Source organism: Enterobacter genomosp. O (genome assembly GCF_001022965.1).
Lineage (GTDB): Bacteria > Pseudomonadota > Gammaproteobacteria > Enterobacterales > Enterobacteriaceae > Enterobacter > Enterobacter cloacae_L.
Genome location: NZ_LECZ01000025.1, coordinates 523,231 through 545,916, shown reverse-complemented (window position 1 = coordinate 545,916; position 22,686 = coordinate 523,231). Strand labels below are relative to the sequence as shown.

The 22,686-nt window shown below is 60.3% G+C and carries 20 protein-coding genes and 1 pseudogene; 13 read left to right on the top strand and 8 right to left on the bottom strand.

The features are described 5' to 3' along the window. Positions 1-21 precede the first annotated feature (21 nt). Positions 22-993, top strand: coding sequence for a LacI family DNA-binding transcriptional regulator (locus ABR39_RS12500; RefSeq protein ID WP_047347201.1), 972 nt, complete (start codon positions 22-24; stop codon positions 991-993). Here the strand turns inward: ABR39_RS12500 and ABR39_RS12495 are convergent, their stop codons facing one another. Together ABR39_RS12495 and ABR39_RS12490 are read right to left on the bottom strand one after the other, a co-directional pair. Beyond that, complete coding sequence (locus ABR39_RS12495) at positions 994-2,238, bottom strand: mechanosensitive ion channel family protein (protein ID WP_047347200.1); 1,245 nt, start codon at positions 2,236-2,238, stop codon at positions 994-996. A gap of 65 nt (positions 2,239-2,303) precedes the next feature. Further along, on the bottom strand, positions 2,304-3,740 hold the full coding sequence (locus ABR39_RS12490) for an MFS transporter (protein WP_047347199.1): 1,437 nt from the start codon (positions 3,738-3,740) through the stop codon (positions 2,304-2,306). Positions 3,741-3,847: 107 nt separating this feature from the next. Between ABR39_RS12490 and ABR39_RS12485 the strand changes: the two genes are divergently transcribed. From ABR39_RS12485 to ABR39_RS12475, 3 genes and pseudogenes are all read left to right on the top strand, one after another. Next, positions 3,848-4,717 (top strand): helix-turn-helix transcriptional regulator, encoded by an 870-nt coding sequence (locus ABR39_RS12485; RefSeq protein WP_047347198.1) that lies wholly within the window; start codon positions 3,848-3,850, stop codon positions 4,715-4,717. A 139-nt stretch (positions 4,718-4,856) separates the two neighbouring features. Then, positions 4,857-5,187 (top strand): annotated as a pseudogene (locus ABR39_RS12480) (type II toxin-antitoxin system RelE/ParE family toxin). After that, the gene (locus ABR39_RS12475) at positions 5,168-5,455 is read left to right on the top strand and encodes a helix-turn-helix domain-containing protein (protein ID WP_047347197.1); all 288 of its coding nucleotides are present in this window, start codon (positions 5,168-5,170) and stop codon (positions 5,453-5,455) included. Before ABR39_RS12480 ends, ABR39_RS12475 begins: the two are co-directional and overlap by 20 nt. A 36-nt stretch (positions 5,456-5,491) precedes the next feature. On the opposite strand, the gene nfsB is transcribed toward ABR39_RS12475, so the two are convergent. From nfsB to ABR39_RS12460, 3 genes are all read right to left on the bottom strand, one after another. Further along, entirely contained in the window at positions 5,492-6,145 is a 654-nt protein-coding gene (gene nfsB / locus ABR39_RS12470; RefSeq protein ID WP_047347196.1) for an oxygen-insensitive NAD(P)H nitroreductase, read from the bottom strand. Positions 6,146-6,265: 120 nt separating this feature from the next. Beyond that, positions 6,266-6,634 (bottom strand): MmcQ/YjbR family DNA-binding protein, encoded by a 369-nt coding sequence (locus ABR39_RS12465; RefSeq protein WP_047347195.1) that lies wholly within the window; start codon positions 6,632-6,634, stop codon positions 6,266-6,268. Beyond that, positions 6,624-7,214, bottom strand: a complete 591-nt coding sequence (locus ABR39_RS12460; protein WP_047347194.1) for a TetR/AcrR family transcriptional regulator — start codon at positions 7,212-7,214, stop codon at positions 6,624-6,626. Before ABR39_RS12460 ends, ABR39_RS12465 begins: the two co-directional genes overlap by 11 nt. A 190-nt stretch (positions 7,215-7,404) precedes the next feature. Here ABR39_RS12460 and ABR39_RS12455 point away from each other — a divergent pair, with 190 nt between their 5' ends. Then, a complete protein-coding gene (locus tag ABR39_RS12455; protein WP_047347193.1) occupies positions 7,405-8,508 on the top strand; it encodes an MBL fold metallo-hydrolase in 1,104 nt (367 codons plus the stop codon). Between the two features lie 32 nt (positions 8,509-8,540). After that, positions 8,541-8,882 carry a RamA family antibiotic efflux transcriptional regulator gene (locus ABR39_RS12450; RefSeq protein WP_047347388.1) on the top strand — a complete coding sequence of 114 codons (342 nt, stop codon included), beginning with the start codon at positions 8,541-8,543 and terminating at the stop codon, positions 8,880-8,882. Between the two features lie 49 nt (positions 8,883-8,931). Here ABR39_RS12450 and ABR39_RS12445 read toward each other — a convergent pair whose 3' ends face one another. Further along, positions 8,932-9,180: a DUF1158 domain-containing protein gene (locus ABR39_RS12445; protein WP_013097677.1), complete on the bottom strand. Its 249-nt coding sequence runs from the start codon at positions 9,178-9,180 to the stop codon at positions 8,932-8,934. 489 nt (positions 9,181-9,669) lie between these two features. On the opposite strand from ABR39_RS12445, the gene ABR39_RS12440 reads away from it, so the two are divergent. The 3 genes from ABR39_RS12440 (at position 9,670) to ABR39_RS12430 (ending at position 16,692) form a co-directional block, all read left to right on the top strand. Further along, positions 9,670-12,378, top strand: a complete 2,709-nt coding sequence (locus ABR39_RS12440; RefSeq protein WP_047347192.1) for a cation-transporting P-type ATPase — start codon at positions 9,670-9,672, stop codon at positions 12,376-12,378. A gap of 105 nt (positions 12,379-12,483) precedes the next feature. Continuing rightward, on the top strand, positions 12,484-13,548 hold the full coding sequence (locus ABR39_RS12435; protein WP_047347191.1) for an efflux RND transporter periplasmic adaptor subunit: 1,065 nt from the start codon (positions 12,484-12,486) through the stop codon (positions 13,546-13,548). Between the two features lie 9 nt (positions 13,549-13,557). Continuing rightward, the gene (locus ABR39_RS12430) at positions 13,558-16,692 is read left to right on the top strand and encodes an efflux RND transporter permease subunit (RefSeq protein ID WP_047347190.1); all 3,135 of its coding nucleotides are present in this window, start codon (positions 13,558-13,560) and stop codon (positions 16,690-16,692) included. Here the strand turns inward: ABR39_RS12430 and ABR39_RS12425 are convergent. Beyond that, on the bottom strand, positions 16,643-17,764 hold the full coding sequence (locus tag ABR39_RS12425; protein ID WP_047347189.1) for a YbdK family carboxylate-amine ligase: 1,122 nt from the start codon (positions 17,762-17,764) through the stop codon (positions 16,643-16,645). The genes ABR39_RS12430 and ABR39_RS12425 overlap by 50 nt on opposite strands. Positions 17,765-17,869: 105 nt before the next feature. Between ABR39_RS12425 and ABR39_RS12420 the strand changes: the two genes are divergently transcribed. Beyond that, positions 17,870-18,760, top strand: coding sequence for an oxidoreductase (locus ABR39_RS12420; protein ID WP_047347188.1), 891 nt, complete (start codon positions 17,870-17,872; stop codon positions 18,758-18,760). Here ABR39_RS12420 and ABR39_RS12415 read toward each other — a convergent pair. Further along, on the bottom strand, positions 18,757-19,551 hold the full coding sequence (locus ABR39_RS12415) for an AraC family transcriptional regulator (RefSeq protein ID WP_047347187.1): 795 nt from the start codon (positions 19,549-19,551) through the stop codon (positions 18,757-18,759). The two genes, ABR39_RS12420 and ABR39_RS12415, sit on opposite strands and share 4 nt — an antisense overlap. 76 nt (positions 19,552-19,627) lie before the next feature. Between ABR39_RS12415 and ABR39_RS12410 the strand changes: the two genes are divergently transcribed. From ABR39_RS12410 to ABR39_RS12400, 3 genes are read left to right on the top strand one after another with little or no spacing between them, the layout of a single operon-like run. After that, entirely contained in the window at positions 19,628-21,595 is a 1,968-nt protein-coding gene (locus tag ABR39_RS12410) for an FUSC family protein (protein ID WP_047347186.1), read from the top strand. Next, complete coding sequence (locus tag ABR39_RS12405; protein ID WP_047347185.1) at positions 21,588-21,803, top strand: DUF1656 domain-containing protein; 216 nt, start codon at positions 21,588-21,590, stop codon at positions 21,801-21,803. The genes ABR39_RS12410 and ABR39_RS12405 overlap by 8 nt, the downstream gene beginning before the upstream one ends. Next, positions 21,800-22,663 (top strand): efflux RND transporter periplasmic adaptor subunit, encoded by an 864-nt coding sequence (locus ABR39_RS12400; RefSeq protein ID WP_047347184.1) that lies wholly within the window; start codon positions 21,800-21,802, stop codon positions 22,661-22,663. Before ABR39_RS12405 ends, ABR39_RS12400 begins: the two co-directional genes overlap by 4 nt. Positions 22,664-22,686: the final 23 nt, after the last annotated feature.

Genomic DNA, 22,686 nt, shown 5'->3' with positions numbered 1-22,686 from the left:
ACCGCAGGATGTGTCGTCGCTATGTCAATTCAGAAAATCGCTCAGCTGGCCGGGGTCTCCGTGGCGACGGTTTCCCGTGTGCTCAACAACAGCGACACCGTGAAGGCGAAAAATCGCGAGCGCGTCCTGCAGGCGATCCAGGAGAGCAACTATCAGCCCAATCTGCTGGCGCGCCAGCTTCGTACCGCCCGCAGCTACATGATCCTGGTGATGGTCTCGAACATTGCCAACCCGTTCTGCGCCGAGGTGGTGAAGGGCATCGAAGAAGAGGCTGAGAAAAACGGCTACCGCATTCTGCTGTGCAACTCTGGCTCTGATATCGAACGCTCCCGCTCGGGCTTAAGCCTGCTCTCCGGCAAAATCGTCGACGGCATTATCACCATGGACGCCTTTTCGAAGCTGCCGGAACTGGCAACGTTGATAGGTTCTGCCCCGTGGGTGCAGTGCGCCGAATACGCCGACGCCGGTACGGTTTCCTGCGTGGGGATTAACGACGTCGATGCCTCCCAGCATGCCGTCAGCCAGCTGGCCGAGAGCGGCCATACGCGTATCGCGATGATCAACCACGACCTCAGCTATAAATATGCCCGCCTGCGCGAGCGCGGCTACAAAAGCGTGATCCACCTTAAAGACCTGGCGTATCAGGCGGTGGAGTACGCGAGCGATCTCAGCTCCCGCGCCGGAATGGCCGCCATGCAAAATCTGCTGAAGGAAAACCCGCCGGACGCGGTATTTGCCGTTTCCGACACGCTGGCAGCGGGGGCCTTACGCGCCATTCAGCAGGCGGGACTGCGCGTGCCGGAGGATATCGCGGTTGTCGGTTTTGACGGCACCGAGCTGGCGGACATGATTTCGCTGACCACCATTGAGCAGCCGTCGCGGGATATCGGGCGCAAGGCGGTCGATCTGCTCTTAAATAAGATCGACAACCCGGATGCGCCCACGGAAAGAGTGATGATGGACTGGCGCTTTATTTCCCGCGCCAGCGCCTGATTATCTGGCGACAGCGCCCGCAAGGGCGCGAATATCGTTCCCGGTCGGCGACTGGTGAATGCGCAGACCAAATTCATCCACTACCGCAAAAATATGGTCGAAGATGTCCGCCTGAATCTCCTCATATTCCGCCCAGACAACCGTATTGGTGAAGGCATATATTTCAATCGGTAAACCATTCGCGTCAGGAGCGAGCTGGCGCACCATTAGCGTCATATCTTTACGAATACGCGGGTGGTTGCGCAGATATTCATTCAGGTAGGCGCGGAAGGTACCAATATTGGTCATCTTGCGCAGGTTTAATACCGATTCGCCTTCGCCGTTCTGCTGATTCCACAGGTTTATTTCCTCATGTCGCGCGGCCAGATAGGGCTTCAGCAGCTTCGCCTGAATCAGCTTCTGCTGCTCCTGCTCGTCGAGAAAATGAATGCTGGTGGTATCGATATTCAGGCTGCGCTTAATGCGTCGCCCGCCGGAGGCAGACATCCCGCTCCAGTTGATAAAGGCGTCGGAGACCAGCGCCCACGTCGGGATGGTGGTAATGGTGTTGTCGAAATTGCGCACTTTGACGGTGGTCAGGCCGATGTCCGTCACCGTGCCGTTGGCGCCGTATTTTGGCATCTCCAGCCAGTCGCCAAGCTTGAGCATATCGTTGGCGGAGAGCTGAATACCGGCCACAAGCCCCAGTATCGGGTCTTTGAAGACCAGCATTAATACCGCCGCCATGGCACCCAGGCCGCTTATCAGAATCGCCGGAGACTGGCCGATCAGCAGGGAGATAATCAAAATCCCCACCAGTATCGCGCTCACCAGCTTAATGCCCTGGAAGATCCCCTTCAGCGGCAGCTGCGACGCGGTCGCCATTTTCTGCGACAGATTGAAAATCACGTCCAGCAGCGAGAAGAAGGAAAGCAGGGCATACACCATGACCCACAGCTTCGCGCAGGTGGTGAGAATTTCCGCCGCTTCGCTGCCTTTTTGCAGCCACAGTACCGCCTGAACGTTAACGATTATCCCCTGAAGGGTAAAGGCCAGACGGTGAAATAATTTATTCTGGGTAATGATCTGCAGCCATAAATGGCTGCTGGCCTGCGCGCGTTTTTCGAAAGCTCGCAGCACCACTTTGTGCAGAATAAAATGAACGATAATGGCGGTAAGAAAAATAATACCAAAGATAATCACTAAAGAGGTGGTGTGATTAATTTCAATGCCTAACTCTTCAACCTGAGCAATTAATTCCTGCATAACGTCTCCTGTATTGATGCAGCCCCATAATGGCGGCTGCGGATCTATTATGCAAATTCACGGACTTATTTGGCGGCCTGACAGACCTTCACTACCGGCAGGCACAGGCGATGGCGCATGCGCAGCGTCGCCAGCGCCAGCACCACCATCATCACCGTTTCCACCGTCAGGAAGACGTTAACCGCCTGGGTGTAATCCCCGTGATGGTGTTGCAGCGCGTGCAGCAAAATCGCGCCAAAAATGGCCGGACCCAGCCCCAACGCAGCCTGCTGCAGCGTGCTGAGAATGGCGCTCGCGGCCCCGGCGTCGTCAGGCTGAATATCGCGCATGCCGATGCGGTAGAAGCTGTTCACGATCAGCGCCTGCCCGTAGCCCACCAGCCCGGTGGCGGGTGCCAGCGTCAGCGCGGTGTTGTTCATACCCCACAGCCGGAACGTCGCCATCAGCGCCAGCAGTCCGATAATCTGGATCGCCAGACCCGTCAGCAGTATGGTGCTGGTGCTGTAGCGGGCAATCAGACGCGGCGCGAACCACGCGGAAATAAAGTAGGTCACGCCCAGCGCAATAAAGCTGTTCCCGGACTGCCACGGCGCCATCCCCAGACCGCTCTGCATGGTGAGCGCCATGCAAAACATAAACCCGGACCAGACGCTGAAAAATAGCATCGCAATCAGTACGCCAAAGCGAACGCTGCGAAGCGCAAGCAGGCGCGGCGGGATCAGCGGGTGGGCATTATTACGCTCTTTTTTGCGCGCATTTAGCGCCATCAGCCAGGCCAGTGGGATTAGGGCGAGAAGCATCGCCTTCAGCGGCCAGGACCAGTGCCACTGTGGGCCAAGCGCCATCGGGAACAGCAGGCAGCAAAGCATGATGGCCAGCATCACGGTGCCTGCCCAGTCGATGCGGGACGGCGTCTCGCGACGGGTTTCCGGTACGAAACGGCGGCTCAGCGCCAGCACCACCAGACAAATCGGCACGTTAATAAAGAAGGCGTTACGCCAGCCCAGCCCGGCGATATCCGCCGACACCAGCCAGCCGCCGCCCATCTGGCCGACGATAAACGCAATCCCGCCGATGCCGCCAAACAGGCTAATGGCTTTCGCGTGGGCGGTGCCTTTCAGCGTCACGTGCAGCGTGGCAAGAATTTGCGGCATGATTAGCGCGGCTCCTGCGCCCTGAACGATGCGCGCGGCCAGCAGTTGTTCGATGTTGCCCGCCATTCCGCACAGCAGAGAGGTCAGGCCAAAGATCCCCACGCCCCACATAAACAGACGACGACGGCCAAAATTATCCCCGAGCTTGCTGCCGAGGGCGAGGCAGACGGCAAAGGCGACGCCGTAGAGGGCGACGATCAGCTCCAGCTCGGTGGCGGTAGCGTGCAGTGAATGGGTGATAGCGTCCAGCGCCACGTTGGTGATTGAGGTATCAATCATCGGCAGCATCTGGCCGGTTAACAGCAATATCAGGCCAGCGCGACCCGGTGAAACAACTGACGTATTCATGGTAACTCCATTGCGTCATTCAACAGATGGTCGTAGCATCAACCATCTGATAAACGGGTACCAGTTCTTGCTTATACTGGTACTGGCACTACCATGCAGGGGGATTTATGGCCTTGATGTCTGAACCGGTTGCCTCACGTCAGGACGACACCCGAAAACAGCTGGGTGCTTTTTTGCGCGCGCGGCGTGAAAGCCTCGATCCCCAGCGTCTTGGCCTGCCGCGCAGCGGTCGGCGCCGCACGCCGGGCCTGCGCCGGGAAGAGGTGGCGATGCTCGCAGACGTGGGCGTGACCTGGTATACCTGGCTTGAGCAGGGCAGGGACGTCAACCCGTCGAGCGCAGTGATGGCGGCCGTGGCGAAAGCCTTGCAATGCACCCCAACCGAGGCCCGACACCTGTTTGTGTTGGCCGGATTGCCGCCGGGTGAAGCGCCGCAGGCGGTCTGCTGCGAGGGTATCAGCGAAGGCACGCGCCGCCTGCTGGATACGCTGATGCCGAAACCGGCCAGCATCCAGAAACCGAACTTCGACATCGTGGCGTGGAACGACAGCTTCGGGCATCTGATGGGCGTCGATTTCAATGAAATCCCGCCGGAAGACCGCAACTGTATTTATCTGTTTCTCACCCACCCCGCGTGGCGCGCGCGTCTCGGCAGGCGCGACGACGTGCTGCCGATATTTGTCTCTTACTTCCGGGCGGCGATGGCCGAACACCGGGGCGACCCGCTGTGGGAGGCCAAGCTGGCGCGCTTCTTTGCGGTGTCGGAAGAGTTTAAAACCCTGTGGCACCAGCGCAACGACGTGCGCGGCGTGGAGAACCAGCTCAAGCTGTTTACCCATCCCGAGCTGGGGGATTTTACGCTGCAGCAGATGTACTGGTACTCCGCGCCGCGAAACGGGTCGCGGCTGCTGGTTTATCTGCCGGTGGATGAGGCGGGGGAGCGGGCGATGGCGTGGCTGGCGGAGCAGGGGAAATAAGTTTTTTGCGAGACGGTTTCAGGGAATCAACGCGGATCCGGTTCTGCCTGTTTAAAGCGGGTAAGGTGAGACACTAAAGGCTAAATTAGCCTTTAATGCAAATTGCCTTATATGCTAATATCATCAGGGATGAAAAACCGTGTTCAGACTTATTGTTCATGAGGCGGTCAGGGAAGAAATTCTCTCACTGCCTGCTGGGGTACAGGCGAAGCTGATTCGACAGCATGATAAATTACGCACTAACCCGACAGTCTCTGAGAGAACCTGACAGCAAACCCTTACCCTATGGTTTGTTTGAAATCAGAACCGTCGGGCTGATCCACACTCGTGGGATCTACGTTTATCAGCGGGAAAAGACAATTTTTCTGCTGCGGGTATTTATCAAGAAAACGCAAAAAACGCCCTCTGCTGAACTCCGTCTGGCATTGAAACGACAACAGGAGATGTTGGATGAGCAAAAAGATTATTGACTGGGATGAACTCAGAGCAGAGCTGTTAAATAATTCTGAGGTGCAGGCTTCTTTTGATGCAGAAGAGCGCAAGGAACGCCTGCGGGAGATGCTGGCGCAATGGCGCGACCATGCTGGTCTGACGCGCGCACAGGTGGCGGAGCGGATGGGCGTCAGCGCACCCACGGTATCAAGAATGGAAGCGAATATTACCCGGGCGAGCCTTGATACGTTAACGCGCTACGCGCTGGTGTGTGGGGTGAAGCATCCGCAGATTACGCTTTATTGAAAACAGGCACGCCGGAACCCAGCGTGCCAGAAGGGATCAGCACTCGGTCACAATCGTGCTCAGCGGCAGGCGGGATTTCGGCAGCGTGGCGTTGAAATCTTCCACGCTGTGGTGCCCAACCGGCACCACCACCAGGCTGGTGAAGCCTTTCTCTTTCAGGCCAAACTCTTCGTCGAGGATCGCGGCGTCGAAACCTTCAATCGGTACCGCGTCCAGACCCAGTGCGCCAACGCCCAGCAGGAAATTGCCGACGTTCAGGTAAACCTGCTTCGCCATCCACTGATCGTCATCTTTCAGATCCACGCGGTGCATGTCGGCGAAGAAGTGGCGGCCTTTATTGTTGGCGGCTTTGGCTTCTGGCGTGTTGAAACGGCCATCCGCCTCTTCCTGGTCCACGACGCGCTCCAGCCAGGCGTCATCCATCGCGGTTTTCGCGCAGAACACCACCACGTGAGAAGCATCCAGCATTTTGCGTTCGTTGAACACATAGGTGCCCGCGGCAGATTTCGCCACGCGCGCTTTTCCTTCCTCGGTGCTGGCCACGATAAAGTGCCACGGCTGGGAGTTGGTGCTCGACGGGCTGTACTGCAGCAGGGTTTTGATTTTTTCCGCTTCTTCAGCGGTCAGTTTTTTAGCTGGGTCGAACGCCTTGGTGGAGTGGCGTTTCAGGGCGACAGAAATGATATCCATAACAACTCCTGGTGATGAAATTCGCCCGCGTGCGGGCGAGAAAGGTGAGCAGATTACAGCGGGACGCGGAAAAAGATAAGTGCAATTCGAGCGTTTACTCTGTTCGGCTCAGACGAACAATCAGGCCGGCCGGATCCACTTCTGGTCTTTTTTTGGCAGCTTATCCACCACCAGATTCCATGAGTCGTTGATAAGGTCGGTCACCAGTTCCGGCGTTACGTCGTCAGTGCCGTAAAGGGAAATCCAGTGTTTTTTGTTCAGGTGATAGCCCGGTTCAACGCCACGATAAATCTGCTGGTTTAACAGCGATTTTTCCGGATCGGACTTCAGGCTGACGTGGGGGCGTCCGTGGACGGTGGCCATCAGCATAAAAATTTTTCCGCCCACTTTAAACACGTCATATTCCGGCCCAAACGGCCAGCAGTGTTCGGTGAACGGCAGCTCCAGCGCCACGCGCATGGCGTGCTCCTGTAAGGCTTTACTCTCCATTGGCGTCCTCATAGGCAAGACCGCGCCACATCACATCAAATCCGAGCGCTTTAAAATCAACGGCGCGGGAAGGATCGCGGGTAGCAAATTCCATCGTGGTTTCGGCCAGCGATAAGAAAAGCGCATCGCCGAATGTTTTAAATTCATCTGACATAAACACCTGACGCACCGAGCGGCGGCAGAGTTCATGCAGCTCGGGGAACATCTCTTTCACGGCCTGTTCCGTCTCGGCGTTGATCTTCTCGCTGACGCCAAGCTGGCGAATCGCGGCGTGCGCGAGAGGGTTTTTGATCCCCCAGTCAACGTAGCTGTTCCAGATGTTTCGCGTGTGCTCTTTCGGCGTGGTAAGGCTGCGATCCAGGTTGGACAGCATCGCCTGGCAGAGATCCTGCTTCAGGTGCAGGTAGAGGGCATTCAGCAGATCGTCTTTCGTAGCAAAGTAGCGAAACAGGGTGCCTTCGGCGACGCCCGCGTTACGGGCAATTAACGCCGTTGAGGCGGCAATACCTGACTGTGCAAACGCCACCGTTGCGGCTTCCAGTAAGGCCTGTTTTTTATCTTCACTCTTCGGACGTGCCACTAAATTTTTCCTCCTGTCAATTGTAAAAACCCCGATTGAAACACGTGCTTTGACACGCTGCAACGCGGAATGTCAAAGATCGAAAACGTCTTGACGACTTTATCATCATATCTATAATGAGTGCTTACTCACTCATAATCAAGTTTACCCCGCGCAAACTATCGGATGGGGCGCGTTTTCGGGTCAGGATATGAAAAAACCTCTCTTCATCTGCGTGGTGTTAATCATGATTATTGCTTCAGCTGCAACTTTACCCTGTGTTCTGAATGCCGGATTTGGCCAGCCGCCGCAGGGCGAGCAGCTCACCGAAGTGGAAGCCTCCCCGCAGTACCGCGAGGGGAAATTCCATAATACGCTGCCGACGCCGGGCTATAACGGTGACAAAAATATGCTGGTTGCGACGTGGGAGTTTCTGACCAAAAAAACCGAAAACGCACGTCCGGCCCGGCCGCTGCCGCTGGTGAAAACCGATCTCGCTAGCCTGCCGCTGGAGCAGGACACTCTGGTGTGGCTCGGCCACTCCTCGTGGTATCTGCAGCTTGCGGGCAAACGCATCCTGATTGACCCGGTGCTCGGCAACTATGCCGCACCGTTCTCATTCCTCAATAAAGCCTTCGCCGGCGAGTATCCGTGGCGCGCTGAAAGCATGCCGGAGATCGACCTGCTGATTATCTCGCACGATCACTACGATCATCTGGATTACGCCACCATCAGGGCGCTGCTGCCGAAGGTGAAGCGAGTGGTGACGCCGCTGGGCGTGGGATCCCACCTGCGCTACTGGGGGATGAACCCCGACATTATCGACGAGCGCGACTGGAACCAGTCGGTGCGCGTCAGCGATGAACTGACGGTGCATGTTCTGCCGGCGCGTCACTTCTCGGGGCGCGGTATCAAACGCGATCGAACCCTGTGGGGCAGCTTTATGTTCGTCACGCCTGAGCAGAAGGTTTACTACAGCGGCGATTCCGGTTACGGCCCGCACTTTAAGGCCATCGGTGAGCAGTTTGGCGAGGTTGACCTGGCCATTATGGAAAACGGCCAGTACGACCAGGACTGGAAGTACATCCACATGCTGCCGGAGGAAACGGCGCAGGCGTCGGCGGATCTTCGCGCGAAAGCCGTGGTGCCCGGACATAACGGACGCTTCGTGCTGGCGAAACACGCCTGGAACGACCCGCTGATCCAGCTGGCCAAAGCGAGCAAGGACAAAAATTATCGGCTGCTGACGCCGGAGCTGGGCGAGCCCGTCCGGGTGAGTGACACCACCCAAACGTTTCGCGCGTGGTGGGAATAATGTTTAAGCAAGAAGCAGAGGGGGAGAGCAGTATGACCATTTCCGCTCAAGTCATCGACACTATCGTCGAATGGATCGACGACAACCTGCATCAGCCATTACGTATAGAAGAGATTGCCCGCCACGCGGGTTACTCGAAATGGCACCTGCAGCGGTTGTTTATGCAGTACAAGGGGGAGAGTCTGGGACGCTACATCCGTGAACGCAAGCTGCTGCTGGCGGCGCGCGATCTGCGTGAGTCGGACGAGCGCGTGTATGAGATTTGCCTGCGTTACGGGTTTGACTCGCAGCAGACGTTTACCCGCATCTTCACCCGTACGTTCAACCAGCCGCCAGGCGCGTACCGTAAAGAGAACCACAGTCGGACGCATTGAACGCAAACGCAAGCCGGGTCGGCGCAACCGCCACCCGGCTTTTTTTGGCTTACGACGCCAGTGAAAACCAGCGGCGCCAGACGAAACGCAACACGAAGAATTCGATCGCCCCGAGCAGTAAAAACCACACGCAGAACAGAATGGTGTAGAGCTGGTTAAGGTCGACCATATGAAAGGTCTGAACCAGCTTCTGGGCCAGCACCAGCCCAAGCGAGGGCGCAGGGAGCAGCAGGCACGATAGCAGGGCCAGCAATAAAATGCCGCCTGCCGTGAGCAGCGATTCTAACGGGTGTTTCATCGTAATGTTAATCGTCAGTTAAAAATGTCATTGTCCGGCATCCCGGAACGTAAAGCAATATCAACCCGGCGGACGTTTTTTGAATAAAACGAACGCGCTATTCTGTGAATAAATAACAGAAAAAGAATAATTCTCCAGAAGCGATAAGATTATTATCGCCTAATGTAAATAAACGTCTGTATCAGGAAAATAATTTTACAAACGTATAGGTGCTATATCCAATTAACGTGGCAATAACAATGGCCGCGATAACGTATAACACCAGTCGACGCCCGCGATAAATACCCATCATGGTTTCCCCTCGTTTAGTGTTGGTTTAGACATATTTTGTAAAAATCAGGCCATCGAAATAGTTTTAATCAGTTTTGAATAACCGAGAAGTCATTATATTGCGGTAGATCAATTTTACCCGCAAGACTTTAAAATGAATTTATTTAAGCCCGAAAGGAATTCAGGCTTCTGTTCACCGGATATTGAAGGAAAAATACGATGACCGAAAAAAAATTATCCCCAAACGTGCCGCCTTCCGGCGGGCTGGCATACCAGCAGACCGTAGAGCAGGTGCTCGCTCACGCGCAGAGCCAGGCCAGCGGCCTGGACCGCGCAGAGGCGCAGGCGCGTCTGCAAAAAGTGGGGCCGAACGCGCTGCCGGAGAAAAAAGGTAAACCCGCCTGGCTGCGTTTTTTGGCCCATTTTAATGATGTCCTGATTTATGTCCTGCTGGCCGCCGCCGTATTAACGGCAATAATGGGCCACTGGGTTGATACGCTGGTTATTTTGGGCGTGGCGGTGATTAATGCCTTAATTGGCCATGTTCAGGAAAGTAACGCGGAAAAATCCCTGAAGAGTATTCGAAATATGCTCTCCAGCGACGCGCGCGTTATTCGTAACGGCAGTCACGAAACTATACCCACAACTGAAATAGTCCCGGGCGATATTATTGTATTACGCGCAGGGGATCGTATTCCGGCGGATATGCGTTTAATCGAGGCGCATAATTTACGCGTGGAAGAGGCGATTCTGACCGGTGAATCCACCGTTGTGGATAAACACACCGGCCCGCTGAGCGGAGAATTGCCGCTGGGCGACCGCACCAACATGGTCTTCTCCGGAACCACCGTGAGCGCGGGGGGCGGCGTTGGCGTGGTCACCGCGACCGGTAAGGATACGGAACTCGGTCACATCAACCAGATGATGGCGGGCATTGAAAAGCACCGCACGCCGCTGCTGGTGCAGATGGATAAGCTCGGCAAAGCGATCTTCGCCATTATCCTCGCCATGATGGCCGCGCTGTTTATCTTCAGCCTGGCGTTCCGCGAGATCCCGATGGGCGAGCTGCTGCTCTCCCTGATTAGCCTGGCGGTGGCCTCCGTACCGGAAGGTCTGCCGGCGATTATCTCCATCATCCTCTCCCTGGGCGTGCAGGCGATGGCGCGCAAGCGGGCGATTATCCGCAAGCTGCCGACGGTTGAAACCCTTGGCGCGATGACCGTGGTTTGCTCGGATAAAACCGGCACCCTGACCATGAACGAGATGACGGTTAAGGCCATCATCACCGCCGACGCCTGCTACCGCGTGGACGGCAACAGCTACGAGCCGGTGGGCAACATTTACCTTGAAGGCAGCGACGAGCCGGTGCAGATCCAGCCGGGCACCGTGCTGGAGCAGTACCTGCGCACCATCGACCTGTGTAACGACAGCCAGCTGATTCAGGACGAGCGCGGTCTGTGGGGCATCACCGGTGGGCCAACCGAGGGGGCGCTGAAGGTGCTGGCGGCGAAGGCCAGCCTTGAGCCGGTTATGACCACCCTGGTTAATAAGATCCCGTTCGACTCGCAGTACAAGTACATGAGCACCCACTATCAGATTGACGGTGAGGAGCAGATCCTGATCACCGGCGCGCCGGACGTCATTTTCGCCCTGTGCGCGCAGCAGCAGACCCGTAACGGCGCGGAAGCCTTTAACCACGCGTACTGGGAAGCTGAAATGGAGCGCTATGCGCGTCAGGGGCTGCGCATGGTCGCGGCGGCGTTCAAGCCGGCCAGCGGCGAGCAGGCATTAACGCACGACGACCTGAGCCACGGCCTGATCTTCCTCGGCATCGCCGGGATGATGGATCCGCCGCGTCCGGAAGCGATTGACGCAATTAACGCCTGCCAGCAGGCGGGGATCCGCGTGAAGATGATCACCGGGGATCACCCGCAGACGGCGATGAGCATCGGCCAGATGCTGGGGATCACCAACAGCGAGCAGGCGGTGACCGGCTACCAGCTGGAGAAGATGGACGACGCCGAGCTGGCGGACGCGGCGGTGAAGTATGACATCTTCGCCCGCACCAGCCCGGAGCATAAGCTGCGCCTGGTGAAAGCGCTGCAGGATAAAGGTGAAATCGTCGGCATGACCGGTGACGGCGTGAACGATGCCCCGGCGCTGCGTCAGGCTGACGTGGGCATCGCGATGGGCATCAAAGGCACGGAAGTGACCAAAGAGGCGGCGGACATGGTCCTGACGGACGATAACTTCGCCACCATCGCCAGCGCGGTGAAAGAGGGGCGTCGCGTTTACGACAACCTGAAGAAGACCATCCTGTTCATCATGCCGACCAACCTCGCGCAGGGGCTGCTGATTGTGATTGCGCTGCTGGCGGGAAATATCATTCCGCTGACGCCGGTGCTGATTTTGTGGATGAACATGGCAACCTCCGCCACGCTCTCCTTCGGCCTGGCCTTTGAAGCCGCCGAGCGCAACATCATGCGCCGTCCGCCGCGCCAGACCGGGCAGCACGTGATGGACGCCTACGCCGTCTGGCGCGTGGCCTTCGTCGGCACCATGATTGCCATCGCCGCCTTTGCGCTGGAAGCCTGGCTGGCCCCGCGCGGCCACAGCGCGGAGTTCATCCGCACCGTGCTGCTGCAGATGCTGGTCTGCGCCCAGTGGGTGTACATGATTAACTGCCGCAACACCGAAGGGTTCTCCCTGAACCGCGGCCTGCTGGCAAACAAAGGTATCTGGCTGGTGACGGGCGTGCTGTTCCTGCTTCAGGCGGCGATTATCTACCTGCCGTTTATGCAGATGCTGTTCGGCACCGAAGCGCTACCGCTGCGCTACTGGTTTGTCACTCTGGCGGTGGCGGGCGCGATGTTCTTCGTCGTGGAAATCGAGAAGCGACTGACGCGCAGGTTCCGTAAGGCTGCATAACTTTTTGCCCTCACCCTAACCCTCTCCCACAGGGAGAGGGAACTCAGACCTCCCTCTCCTCGCGGGAGAGGGTCGGGGTGAGGGGAACACATCTGAGGTACTCCCATGAAATTCCCACTCCTGTTCGCGCTCCTCGCCAGCACCCTGCAACCCGCATTTGCCGCCGCCATTCCCGTCCGCGTCGCCGCCGTGGAGCAGACCGCCCACGCCGCCGAGCGTCAGATCCCGGGTCGTATCGAAGCGATTCACACCGTTGAGCTGCGCGCCCGCACGGAAGGCGTGATCACGAAAATCAACTTCCGCGACGGGCAGTACGTGAAAAAAGGCGACGTGCTGTTTGAGCTCGACGACGCCGAGCCGCGCGCCGCCCTGCGTCTGGCGCAGGCCGAAGTGAACAGCGCCGACGCCACGCTGCGTCAGGCACAGCAGCAGCTTTCGCGCTTTGAAAGCCTGGGCAGCAGCAACGCCATCAGCCGTCACGACGTGGACAACGCCCGCATGCAGCGGGACGTCGCCCGCGCCGCGCTGGAGCAGGCGAAAGCCCGGCTCGAAACCCGCAACGTCACTCTGAGCTACACCCGCATCACCTCGCCGATCGACGGGCGCGTGGGGCACAGCCGGTTCCACGCGGGCAGCCTGGTTAACCCGGCGAGCGGCGTGCTGGTCGAGGTGGTGCAGCTCGACCCCATCCGCATCGCCTTTGCGCTGGAAGAGGGCGCGTTTGCCGCTAAGGTCGGACAGCATGCGGATATCAGCGCCATGAAGCAGGCCTGGCAGGCGCTGATCGACAGCAACGGTCAGCGCGTCAGCGGCGAGCTGACGTCCGTGGACAACCGCATCGACCCGCGTACCGCCAGCGTGATGCTGCGCGCCGAGTTCGCCAACCCTAGCCATCAGCTTCTGCCCGGCGGCAATGTGAATGTGACTTTGCGCCCGATGAGCGAGAAGGCGGTGCTTACGCTGCCCGCCGCAGCGGTCCAGCAGAACGGCGACGGGTTCTTTGCCTGGGTGATTAACGCCGACGGCAAAGCCGAAATGCGCCCGCTGAAGATCGCCGGCCAGATTGGCCAGCAGTTCCAGATCACCTCCGGCGTGAAGCCCGGTGAGCGAGCGATTACTGACGGCGCGCAGCGCGTGCAGCCCGGCGCTGCCGTCCAGATACTGAATTAAGGAGCCATCATGCTGACGTTTTTCATCAAACGCCCGCGCTTTGCGATGGTGATTGCGCTGGTCATCACCCTGCTCGGAGCCATCGCGCTGAGGATTATTCCGGTAGAGCAGTACCCGCAGATCACGCCGCCGGTCGTGAATGTGTCAGCGTCATGGCCGGGTGCCAGCTCGGCTGACGTGGCGGAGGCCATCGCCGCACCGCTGGAGACCCAGCTGAACGGCGTGGACCACATGCTCTACATGGAGTCCACCAGTTCGGACGAAGGCACCTACAGCCTTAACATCACCTTTGCGGCGGGCACCGACCCGGACCTCGCCGCCATCGACGTGCAAAACCGCGTGGCGCAGGCCGTGGCGCAGCTGCCCGCCGAGGCGCAGCAAAACGGCGTGCAGGTACGCAAGCGGGCCACCAACCTGATGATGGGGGTAAGTCTTTACTCACCTAATAACACCCACACGCCGCTGTTCGTCAGCAACTACGCCAGCACCCAGGTGCGCGAGGCGCTGTCTCGCCTGCCGGGCGTCGGACAGGTGCAGATGTTCGGCGCGCGCGATTACAGCATGCGCATCTGGCTGCGTCCGGACCGCATGAACGCCCTGAACGTCACGACCGACGACGTGGCGCAGGCGCTGCGCGAGCAGAACGTGCAGGGCGCGGCGGGCCAGGTCGGCACGCCGCCGGTGTTTAACGGCCAGCAGCAGACCCTGACCATCAACGGGCTGGGGCGCTTAAGCCAGGCCGAAGACTTTGCCGACATCATCATCCGCGCGGGTGAAATGGGCCAGCTGGTGCGCCTGAAGGACGTCGCCACCATCGAGCTTGGCTCGCGCAGCTACAGCTCCGGCGCGCAGCTGAACGGGCACGACTCCGCCTACCTCGGCATCTACCCGACCCCGTCCGCCAACGCCCTGCGCGTGGCCGACGCGGTGCGCGCGGAGCTGGAGCGCCTCTCGACGCGCTTCCCGGACGACCTGACGTACGAGGTGAAATTCGACACCACCACCTTTGTCGCGGCGACGATCAAAGAGATCGGCGTCTCGCTGGCGCTGACGATGTTGGCGGTTGTGGTGGTCGTTTCCCTGTTTCTGCAAAGCTGGCGCGCGACGCTGATTGTCGCGCTCGCCATTCCGGTGTCGCTGGTGGGCACCTTTGCGGTGCTCTACACGCTGGGCTACTCCGCCAACACCCTCAGCCTGTTCGCCATTATTCTGGCGCTGACCATGGTGGTGGATGACGCCATCGTGGTGGTGGAGAGCGTCGAAACGCTGATGGCGGAAGGGCAGAGCCGTACGGCGGCGACCGCGCTGGCGCTGCGCCAGATTGCCGGGCCGGTGATTGCGACGACGCTGGTGCTGCTGGCGGTGTTTGTGCCGGTGGCGCTGCTGCCGGGGATTGTTGGCGAGCTGTACCGCCAGTTTGCGGTGACGCTCTCGACGGCCGTCACGCTCTCAAGCCTCGTGGCGTTAACCCTGACGCCCGCACTGTGCGCGATGCTGCTTCGTCCGCGTCCGGCACAGCCCGCGGCGATTTTCCGCGGATTCAACCGGGGGCTGGACGCCACGCGTGGTTTCTACACCCGCATCGTGACTGTGTTCAACCTGCGCCCGTGGCTGGCGCTGCTGGCCACCGCAGGCGCTGCGGCCGTAGTGGCGTTCAGCTTTACGTCGATGCCAAAAGGCTTCCTGCCGCAGGAGGATCAGGGCTACTTCTTCGCCAGCGTTCAGCTGCCGGAAGCGGCCTCGCTGGAGCGCACCGAGGCGGTGATGGCTACGGCGCGCGAATTAATCGCCAAAAACCCGGCGGTGGAGGACGTGATTCAGGTCTCCGGGTTTAACATTCTCAACGGCACCAGCGCCTCCAACGGCGGGTTTATCTCCATCATGCTGAAGGACTGGAGCGAGCGGCCGCCGCTGGATGAGGTGATGGGCACCCTGCAGCGCCAGCTGCTGGCCCTGCCGGAAGCGACCATCATGACCTTCGCGCCGCCGACGCTGCCGGGGCTGGGCAACGCCTCCGGCTTCGACCTGCGCATTCAGGCGCAGGCGGGGCAGAGCCCGGCGGAGCTTGAGCGCGTGACGCGTGAGGTGCTGGCGAAAGCCAATCAGCACCCGCAGCTGAGCCGCGTGTTCACCACCTGGAGCAGCAACGTGCCGCAGCTGACGCTGACCGTTGACCGCGAGCGCGCCGCCCGTCTCGACGTGCCGGTGTCGCGCATCTTCAGCAGCCTGCAAACCGCCTTTGGCGGCACGCGCGCCGGGGATTTCAGCGTCAACAACCGCGTCTACCACGTGGTGATGCAGAACGAGATGCAGTGGCGCGAGCGCGCCGAGCAGATTAGCGAACTGTTCGTGCGCAGCAACAGCGGCGAACGGGTGCGCCTGAGCAACCTCGTCACTATTACGCCGACCGTCGGCGCGCCGTTCCTGCAACAGTACAATCAGTTCCCGTCCGTGTCGGTGAGCGGCTCGGCGGCGGAGGGAGTGAGCAGCAGCACCGCGATGGCGGTGATGGGCGAGATTCTGGCGGAAAACCTGCCAGCCGGGTACGACTATGCCTGGAGCGGCATGTCGTATCAGGAGCAGCAGACCGGCAACCAGGCGATGTGGATCGTGCTGGCGGCGGTGGTCATGGCGTGGCTATTCCTCGTCGCCCAGTACGAGAGCTGGACGCTCCCGGCGAGCGTGATGCTCTCGGTGCTGTTCGCCATCGGCGGGGCGCTGGTCTGGCTGTGGTTGGCGGGATACGCCAACGACGTGTACGTGCAGATAGGTCTGGTGCTATTGATAGCCCTCGCCGCCAAGAACGCGATCCTGATCGTGGAGTTTGCCCGCGCGCGGCGCATGGACGGGATGGCGATTGTCGATGCCGCGCGCGAAGGGGCCTCGCGCCGCTTCCGCGCGGTGATGATGACCGCCGTGTCGTTCATTATCGGCGTATTGCCCATGATGCTGGCGACCGGGGCGGGAGCCCAGAGCCGCCGCATCATCGGCACCACGGTGTTCAGCGGCATGCTGGTGGCCACGGTGGTGGGGATTATCTTCATCCCCGCGCTGTTCGTGCTGTTCCAGCGCCTGCGCGAGTGGGGCCACGGCCTTACGGACTCGTCGCCCACAGCTCGCAGTGCTTCTGAACCAGAGAAATAAGCGAGCCGCCGTCGGCGATAAACTCCCGCATGCGCTGCGCCTCGCTCTTGCCCTGCTTTAACAGCAGGGCAATTTCATTGACTGCGCTCGTCGCGCCGAGCTTCTCGGCCGACGGCGCAACCTGCTCCAGCAGCCAGGCAATGTCTTCCGCCACGGTCTTGTGCTCGCCGGTGTGCACGTCCGTCAGGATCCCCTCCAGCCCATAACGACACGCCTGAAAACGGTTAAAGCGATACAGCAGGAAATCCTTCTCCTGATGCTTATAGGGCCGTGTGGTCAGCAGCCAGTGGGACGTCGCCTGAATCAGTCCGGCGATGTTAATCGCGTGGCCGAGCGTCAGCGGCGTATCCATCACTCGCACCTCCACGGTGCCAAAGTGCGGGCTGGGGCGAATGTCCCAGTGCAGATCTTTAATGCTGTCGATCATGCTGGTCGAACTCAGGCGGCGGAACAGCCCCTCGAACTCCTGCCAGCTATTGACCCACGGCATCTGGCCGTTATCCGGAAACCCTGAAAAAATGTTGAGCCGAGACGAGGAGAACTTCGTGTCCGTGCCCTGCATGTACGGCGAGGCCGCCGCCAGGGCGATAAAGTGCGGGACAAAGCGCGACAGGCCGTGCAGCAGGTAGATGGCGTCATCTCCGGTCCGACAGCCGACGTGCACGTGCTGGCCGAACACCGTTGCCTGCAAAATCAGGTAGCCGAAGCGCTCAAGCGTGACGTTATAGCGCTCGTCGTCGCAGACCTCCTGACGCTGCCACTTCTGGAACGGATGCGTCCCGCCGCCGCAGATCTGAATATGCTGCTCCGCCGCGGCGCGCAGGATGCTCTGCTGCATCACCGAGAACTGCGCGGCCGCCTGGTCGATGTTCTGGCACACGCCGGTGGCGATTTCGAGCATGCTTTCGGTGATGTCGTGTTTGACCTCGCCGCCTTTGATGTCGTCTTTGACGGCGGCGATAAGCGCGGAGGAGTCCTGGCTGAGATCGTACCCCGGCGGGTTAACCACCTGCAGTTCGAGTTCGATGCCGAGGGTAAAAGGTTCAGAGGATTTGAAATCGGGTAAAGGCATGGCGCACTCCGTTGTCTGTTGTGTGTTGAGTATAGACAACGACGTGGCGCTCATTTTTCTGGGTGGTATAACTGTTAGCAGGCTTAGCGAAAAGGGGAGTGACTCATGTCTGACTATCCAACCATAGCGCTGCTTGGACCGGGTGCAATTGGTACCACCATTGCCGCAGTGCTGCACGACGCGGGGCGCACGCCGCTGCTGTGCGGACGCACCGCGCATCCTGAGCTGCGTTTACGCTACGACGAGGGTGAAACGGTGGTGCCGGGTCCGGTATTAACCGATCCGGCCGTCATCACGAGCCCTGTCGATCTGGTATTTGTGGCGGTAAAAACGACGCAAAATGCCGACAGCGCCGGGTGGCTGCGCGCGCTGTGCGATGAAAACACCGTGGTCTGCGCGCTGCAAAACGGCGTGGAGCAGAAAGCCCAGCTGGAGCCGTGGGTCAACGGCGCGACGGTGCTGCCGTCGGTGGTCTGGTTCCCTGCGCAGCGCGAGCCGGATGCCTCCGTATGGCTGCGCGCCAAACCCCGCCTGACGCTGCCGGACGCGCCGCAGGCGCAGCGGGTAGTAGAGGCGCTTCGCGATACGCGCTGCGCGGTTGAGCTCTCGGCAGACTTCGCGAGCGTCGCCTGGCGCAAGCTGCTGCAAAACGCGGTTGCCGGGCTGATGGTGCTGGCCAACCGCCGCGCCGGGATGTTCAGGCGCGAGGATGTCAGCGAGCTTGCGCTGGCCTATCTGCGCGAGGGGCTTGCCGTCGCCCGCGCCGAAGGGGCGAAGCTGGACGATGCTGTGGCCCAGGAGATTCTGGCGAACTTCCAGCGCGCGCCTGAGGACCTGGGCACGTCGATTCTTGCCGACCGTCAGGCCGATCGTCCGATGGAGTGGGATATCCGCAACGGCGTCATCCAGCGCTACGGCCGCAAACACGGTATTGCGGTTCCCATTAGCGACGTGGTGGTGCCGCTGCTGGCGGCGGGGAGCGAGGGGCCGGGCTAACGGCCGCTGTTTTTCCGTTCGGCAAAGTAATGCGCGGGCGTGCTGCCCATCGCTTTTCTGAACATGGTGATAAACGCATTCACGGATTCATACCCGAGCGTTGTCGCCACGTTCTGGACGGGCACGCCGCTTGCCAGCTCCCGCAGGGCAATAATCAAATGCAACTGCTGGCGCCATCGCCCGAAGCTCAGCCCGGTCTCGCGCTGCATCAGGCGGGCAAACGAGCGCTCGCTGAGGGCCAGCCGCTTCGCCCACGCCTTCAGGGTGCTTCTGTCCTCCGGTCGGCTGACCAGCGCGTCGGCCATGGCGCGAATTTTCGGATCGGCTGAGACCGGCAGGCTCAGCTTCTGCTGCGGCATGCTGGCGAGCTCGTCCAGCGTCACCCGGGTCAGCCTGGCGACGTGGCCGTCGGGAGGATAATCAACGCCCTCATGCGTCAAACGATCGACCAGCTCCTTAATCAACGGCGATATCGCCAGCGTGCAACACTTCTCCGGCAGCGCCGCCGCGCCGGGCTCAATAAACAGATAGTTCAGGTGCGCGTTCCATGTCGCTTTCGCGCTGTGCGGGATCCCGCCCGGGATCCAGACGGCGCAGTCCGGCGGCACGATCCAGATATCGTTTTGCGCATAGCAGCTGACCGCGCCGTAGCGGGCAATAATCAGCTGCCCCTTGCGGTGGGTGTGTACCGGCACTTCCGCGGCGTAGTCCACGAAGTCCAGATGACGCGCCACGGCAGGCGAGGCGCTAGAGTCAGGGTCATACAGCGTATGAGCAAGTTGAGGCTTCACGATTCTGGCAACTTTTAGGTATTTTTTGACAGAATAGAGTATTTAAGCGGGTCTGCAAGCCGGTAATAATCCCGGCATGAAAAACATTTTCTCTCATCCTGTGCTGCGAAACGACGCGGGGGCGATTATCTACGCAGCAAAGAGTTTTGCCGCGGCGATGCTCGCGTATTACCTCGCCCTGTCGATCGGCCTTGAGCGTCCTTCATGGGCGATTATTACGGTTTACATCGTATCGCAGACGTCGGTGGGGGCATCGCTCAGCAGAAGCCTCTACCGGCTGGCCGGTACGGTTGTCGGGGCCTGCGCGACCGTTCTGATTGTCCCCACCTTCGCGAATACGCCGATCCTGTGCAGCGTTGTACTGACGGGCTGGATCGCCTTCTGCCTGTGGCTCTCCCTGCTGGAACGCACGCCCCGGGCGTACGCCTTCGTGCTGGCGGGCTACACCGCGAGCCTGATTGGCTTTCCGGCGGTGTCCGATCCCGGCGGCATCTTCAGCGTCGCTATTGTCCGCGTGCAGGAGATCGCGATTGGGATTCTCTGCGCGGCGCTGATCCACCGCTACGTGCTGCCCGCGCGGGTATCGGGCCAGTTCAACGCTAAGCTATCCCAGACGCTACGGGCCGCGCGCGGGCGAGTGGCGGATACCTTAGCCGGCAAACCCGACGCGGCTTCCGGCCCGCTGCATCTGGCCCTGGCGCTGCAGTTCCTGCAGGGCATAAGCCACCATATTCCCTATGATTTTGCCCTGTCTGCCCCGGTGCGGCAGGCCAGGAAAGCGATTCACGATCGGCTGGCGCGGCTCGTTATCGTCAACTGTGAATTACATGACCGCCTGCCGGCGAGCGGAACCCTGCCCGCCGACGTGCAGGCATTGCTGGAGGACGTTCAGGCCTGGCTGGCCGGTGAAGGCGATGATCCCAGCAGCACGGCAGAGGCGCTGCGGCACCGCTGTGTGCTTCTCATCGAGCGGTATGCCACGCAGGCGCAGACGTTTGAAGACGCGCTGCAGGTCAGTTTTATTCGCTACCTTTCGGAGGCTATCGCTCTTCTGCATCAGTGCGAGCGCCTGTCCGGAGCCATCCACCATGCGAAGCCTGTCTTCGGGGAGATACAAAGCCGTGCGGCAAAAGGCTACGTGTTCCACCGCGATCCTCTTACCGCCGCACGCACGGCGCTGGGGGCTTTCGCCATTATCCTGAGCGGCTGCCTGGTGTGGATCTTCTCAGCATGGCCGGACGGCGGAACGGCGATGTCGATACTCGGCGTCTGCTGCACGCTGTTTGGCAGCTTCGACACCCCGGCACCGCACATCGTGAAGTACATCGTTGGCTCGTTTTGGGGCGTGCTGATTAGCCTGCTCTACAGCTTTGCGCTGCTGCCGCAGGTGAGCGATTTCCCGGTGCTGGTGGCGGTGCTTGCTCCGGCGTATCTGCTGGCCGGGTCGCTTCAGGCGCGCCCGCCCACCACGTTTATGGCGATGGGGATCACCCTGACGCTGCCCATTCTGTGCGAGCTGGGCGCGCGCTACAGCGGAGACTTCGCCGTCGCGGCCAACACCGCCATTGCGCTCTTTGCCGCCACCGGTTTTGCCGTCGTGAGCATGAGCCTGCTGCAAACCGTGCAGGCGGATGGCGCCATCGCGCGCCTGCTGAACATCTGCCAGCGCGACACTCGCCGCAGCGTGAAGGGTACGCTGCGGGTTGATGAAACGCACTGGATCAACCTGATGATGGACCGCACCGCCCTGCTGCTGCCGCGCCTGCCGCGCAGCAAACATGCGCCAGAGCAGGCGCTTGACCGGCTGCTGCACGCGCTGCGTCTGGGGCTTTCGGTTATGCATTTACGCCGCGGTGACGCACCGCCCGGCAGGGAGGTTGACGCGCTTTTTCATCAGATAGCAACCGCAGACAGCAGCCACTTGCGCGAATGCCTCGCCGACATCATCGAGCGGCACCTGCCTGCGGCAGATGAACATACGCGCCAGTTTGTCTTCAGGCTGGTGGATCTGCACTGTGCATTACGGGAGCCAGACCATGGTTAACGATCTCAATATCGGCGGCGTTTTTATTCCGGGGCTGCTGACGGTCGCCCTCGCGGCGCTGGTCTGCACGCTGGGCCTCGTGGCGCTTTTCTCACTCAGCAGGCTTTACCGGCGCTTGCCGTTTCGCCCGCTGCTGGACGTTTCCACCTGGATTGTCACCTTTTTCCTGCTGATGCAGGGCCTGACCGCGTTGGGGTTATTGTCATGAAATCACTGCTCTCTTTACTGGCTCGCTATGCGTTGACGTTAAGCGCGGCCGCAGCTGCCACGCTTCTGGCGTTTATGCTGTGGAAACACTATGCCCAAACGCCCTGGACCCGAGACGGCCGCGTGCGGGCGGACGTGGTGCAGATTGCGCCGGACGTCTCCGGGCCGGTCATCAGCGTGGCCGTGCGGGACAATCAGTGGGTGAACCGGGGCGATGTGCTCTACGCCATCGATCCGCGCTGGCTCAGGCTGGCGGTTGCCAGCGCGCAGGCGGACTTGGAGTCGAAACGCCATGAGATGCTGATGCGCCAGGATGCGGCCCATCGCCGCACGCTGATTAAAAACGCCATCTCCAGCGAGGATTTGCAGCAAACCGGCAGCGCGGCGAACGTCGCGGCGGCCAACTATCACGGTGCGCAGGCCGCGCTGGCGCTGGCCGAGCTTAATCTGGCGCACGCCACCGTCCGTGCGCCGGTCTCGGGGTACGTCACGCACCTGCGGCTCCGCCCCGGAGACTACGCGACGGCGGGGGAGACAAAGGTCGCCATCGTTGATGCCCACAGCTTCTGGGTGGTGGGATACTTTGAGGAGACCAAACTGCGCCATATTCGCGTTGGGGATCGCGCGCGGGTCGCGCTGATGGGCTTCGGGCCTGTGATTGCCGGGCACGTGGAGAGCATCGGACACGGGATCGGGGACAGCAATGATGAGACGGGCGGGCTGGGTCTGCCCGACGTCGAGCCTACCTTTAGCTGGGTGCGGCTGGCGCAGCGCGTGCCGGTACGCATTCATATCGACACGCTGCCGCAGGGGATTGAACTGGTGGCGGGCCTGTCGGCGAGCGTGTCGGTGGGGCAATAATCTGGGGATAGTCAGCCTTAAAC

What these genes read in the sequence shown, in the direction of transcription:
- ABR39_RS12500 (WP_047347201.1), top strand. Translation starts at nt 22, where the DNA reads ATGTCAATTCAGAAAATCGCTCAGCTGGCCGGGGTCTCCGTGGCGACG.
- ABR39_RS12495 (WP_047347200.1), bottom strand. Translation starts at nt 2,238, where the DNA reads ATGCAGGAATTAATTGCTCAGGTTGAAGAGTTAGGCATTGAAATTAAT.
- ABR39_RS12490 (WP_047347199.1), bottom strand. Translation starts at nt 3,740, where the DNA reads ATGAATACGTCAGTTGTTTCACCGGGTCGCGCTGGCCTGATATTGCTG.
- ABR39_RS12485 (WP_047347198.1), top strand. Translation starts at nt 3,848, where the DNA reads ATGGCCTTGATGTCTGAACCGGTTGCCTCACGTCAGGACGACACCCGA.
- ABR39_RS12475 (WP_047347197.1), top strand. Translation starts at nt 5,168, where the DNA reads ATGAGCAAAAAGATTATTGACTGGGATGAACTCAGAGCAGAGCTGTTA.
- nfsB (WP_047347196.1), bottom strand. Translation starts at nt 6,145, where the DNA reads ATGGATATCATTTCTGTCGCCCTGAAACGCCACTCCACCAAGGCGTTC.
- ABR39_RS12465 (WP_047347195.1), bottom strand. Translation starts at nt 6,634, where the DNA reads ATGGAGAGTAAAGCCTTACAGGAGCACGCCATGCGCGTGGCGCTGGAG.
- ABR39_RS12455 (WP_047347193.1), top strand. Translation starts at nt 7,405, where the DNA reads ATGAAAAAACCTCTCTTCATCTGCGTGGTGTTAATCATGATTATTGCT.
- ABR39_RS12450 (WP_047347388.1), top strand. Translation starts at nt 8,541, where the DNA reads ATGACCATTTCCGCTCAAGTCATCGACACTATCGTCGAATGGATCGAC.
- ABR39_RS12445 (WP_013097677.1), bottom strand. Translation starts at nt 9,180, where the DNA reads ATGAAACACCCGTTAGAATCGCTGCTCACGGCAGGCGGCATTTTATTG.
- ABR39_RS12440 (WP_047347192.1), top strand. Translation starts at nt 9,670, where the DNA reads ATGACCGAAAAAAAATTATCCCCAAACGTGCCGCCTTCCGGCGGGCTG.
- ABR39_RS12435 (WP_047347191.1), top strand. Translation starts at nt 12,484, where the DNA reads ATGAAATTCCCACTCCTGTTCGCGCTCCTCGCCAGCACCCTGCAACCC.
- ABR39_RS12430 (WP_047347190.1), top strand. Translation starts at nt 13,558, where the DNA reads ATGCTGACGTTTTTCATCAAACGCCCGCGCTTTGCGATGGTGATTGCG.
- ABR39_RS12425 (WP_047347189.1), bottom strand. Translation starts at nt 17,764, where the DNA reads ATGCCTTTACCCGATTTCAAATCCTCTGAACCTTTTACCCTCGGCATC.
- ABR39_RS12420 (WP_047347188.1), top strand. Translation starts at nt 17,870, where the DNA reads ATGTCTGACTATCCAACCATAGCGCTGCTTGGACCGGGTGCAATTGGT.
- ABR39_RS12410 (WP_047347186.1), top strand. Translation starts at nt 19,628, where the DNA reads ATGAAAAACATTTTCTCTCATCCTGTGCTGCGAAACGACGCGGGGGCG.
- ABR39_RS12405 (WP_047347185.1), top strand. Translation starts at nt 21,588, where the DNA reads ATGGTTAACGATCTCAATATCGGCGGCGTTTTTATTCCGGGGCTGCTG.
- ABR39_RS12400 (WP_047347184.1), top strand. Translation starts at nt 21,800, where the DNA reads ATGAAATCACTGCTCTCTTTACTGGCTCGCTATGCGTTGACGTTAAGC.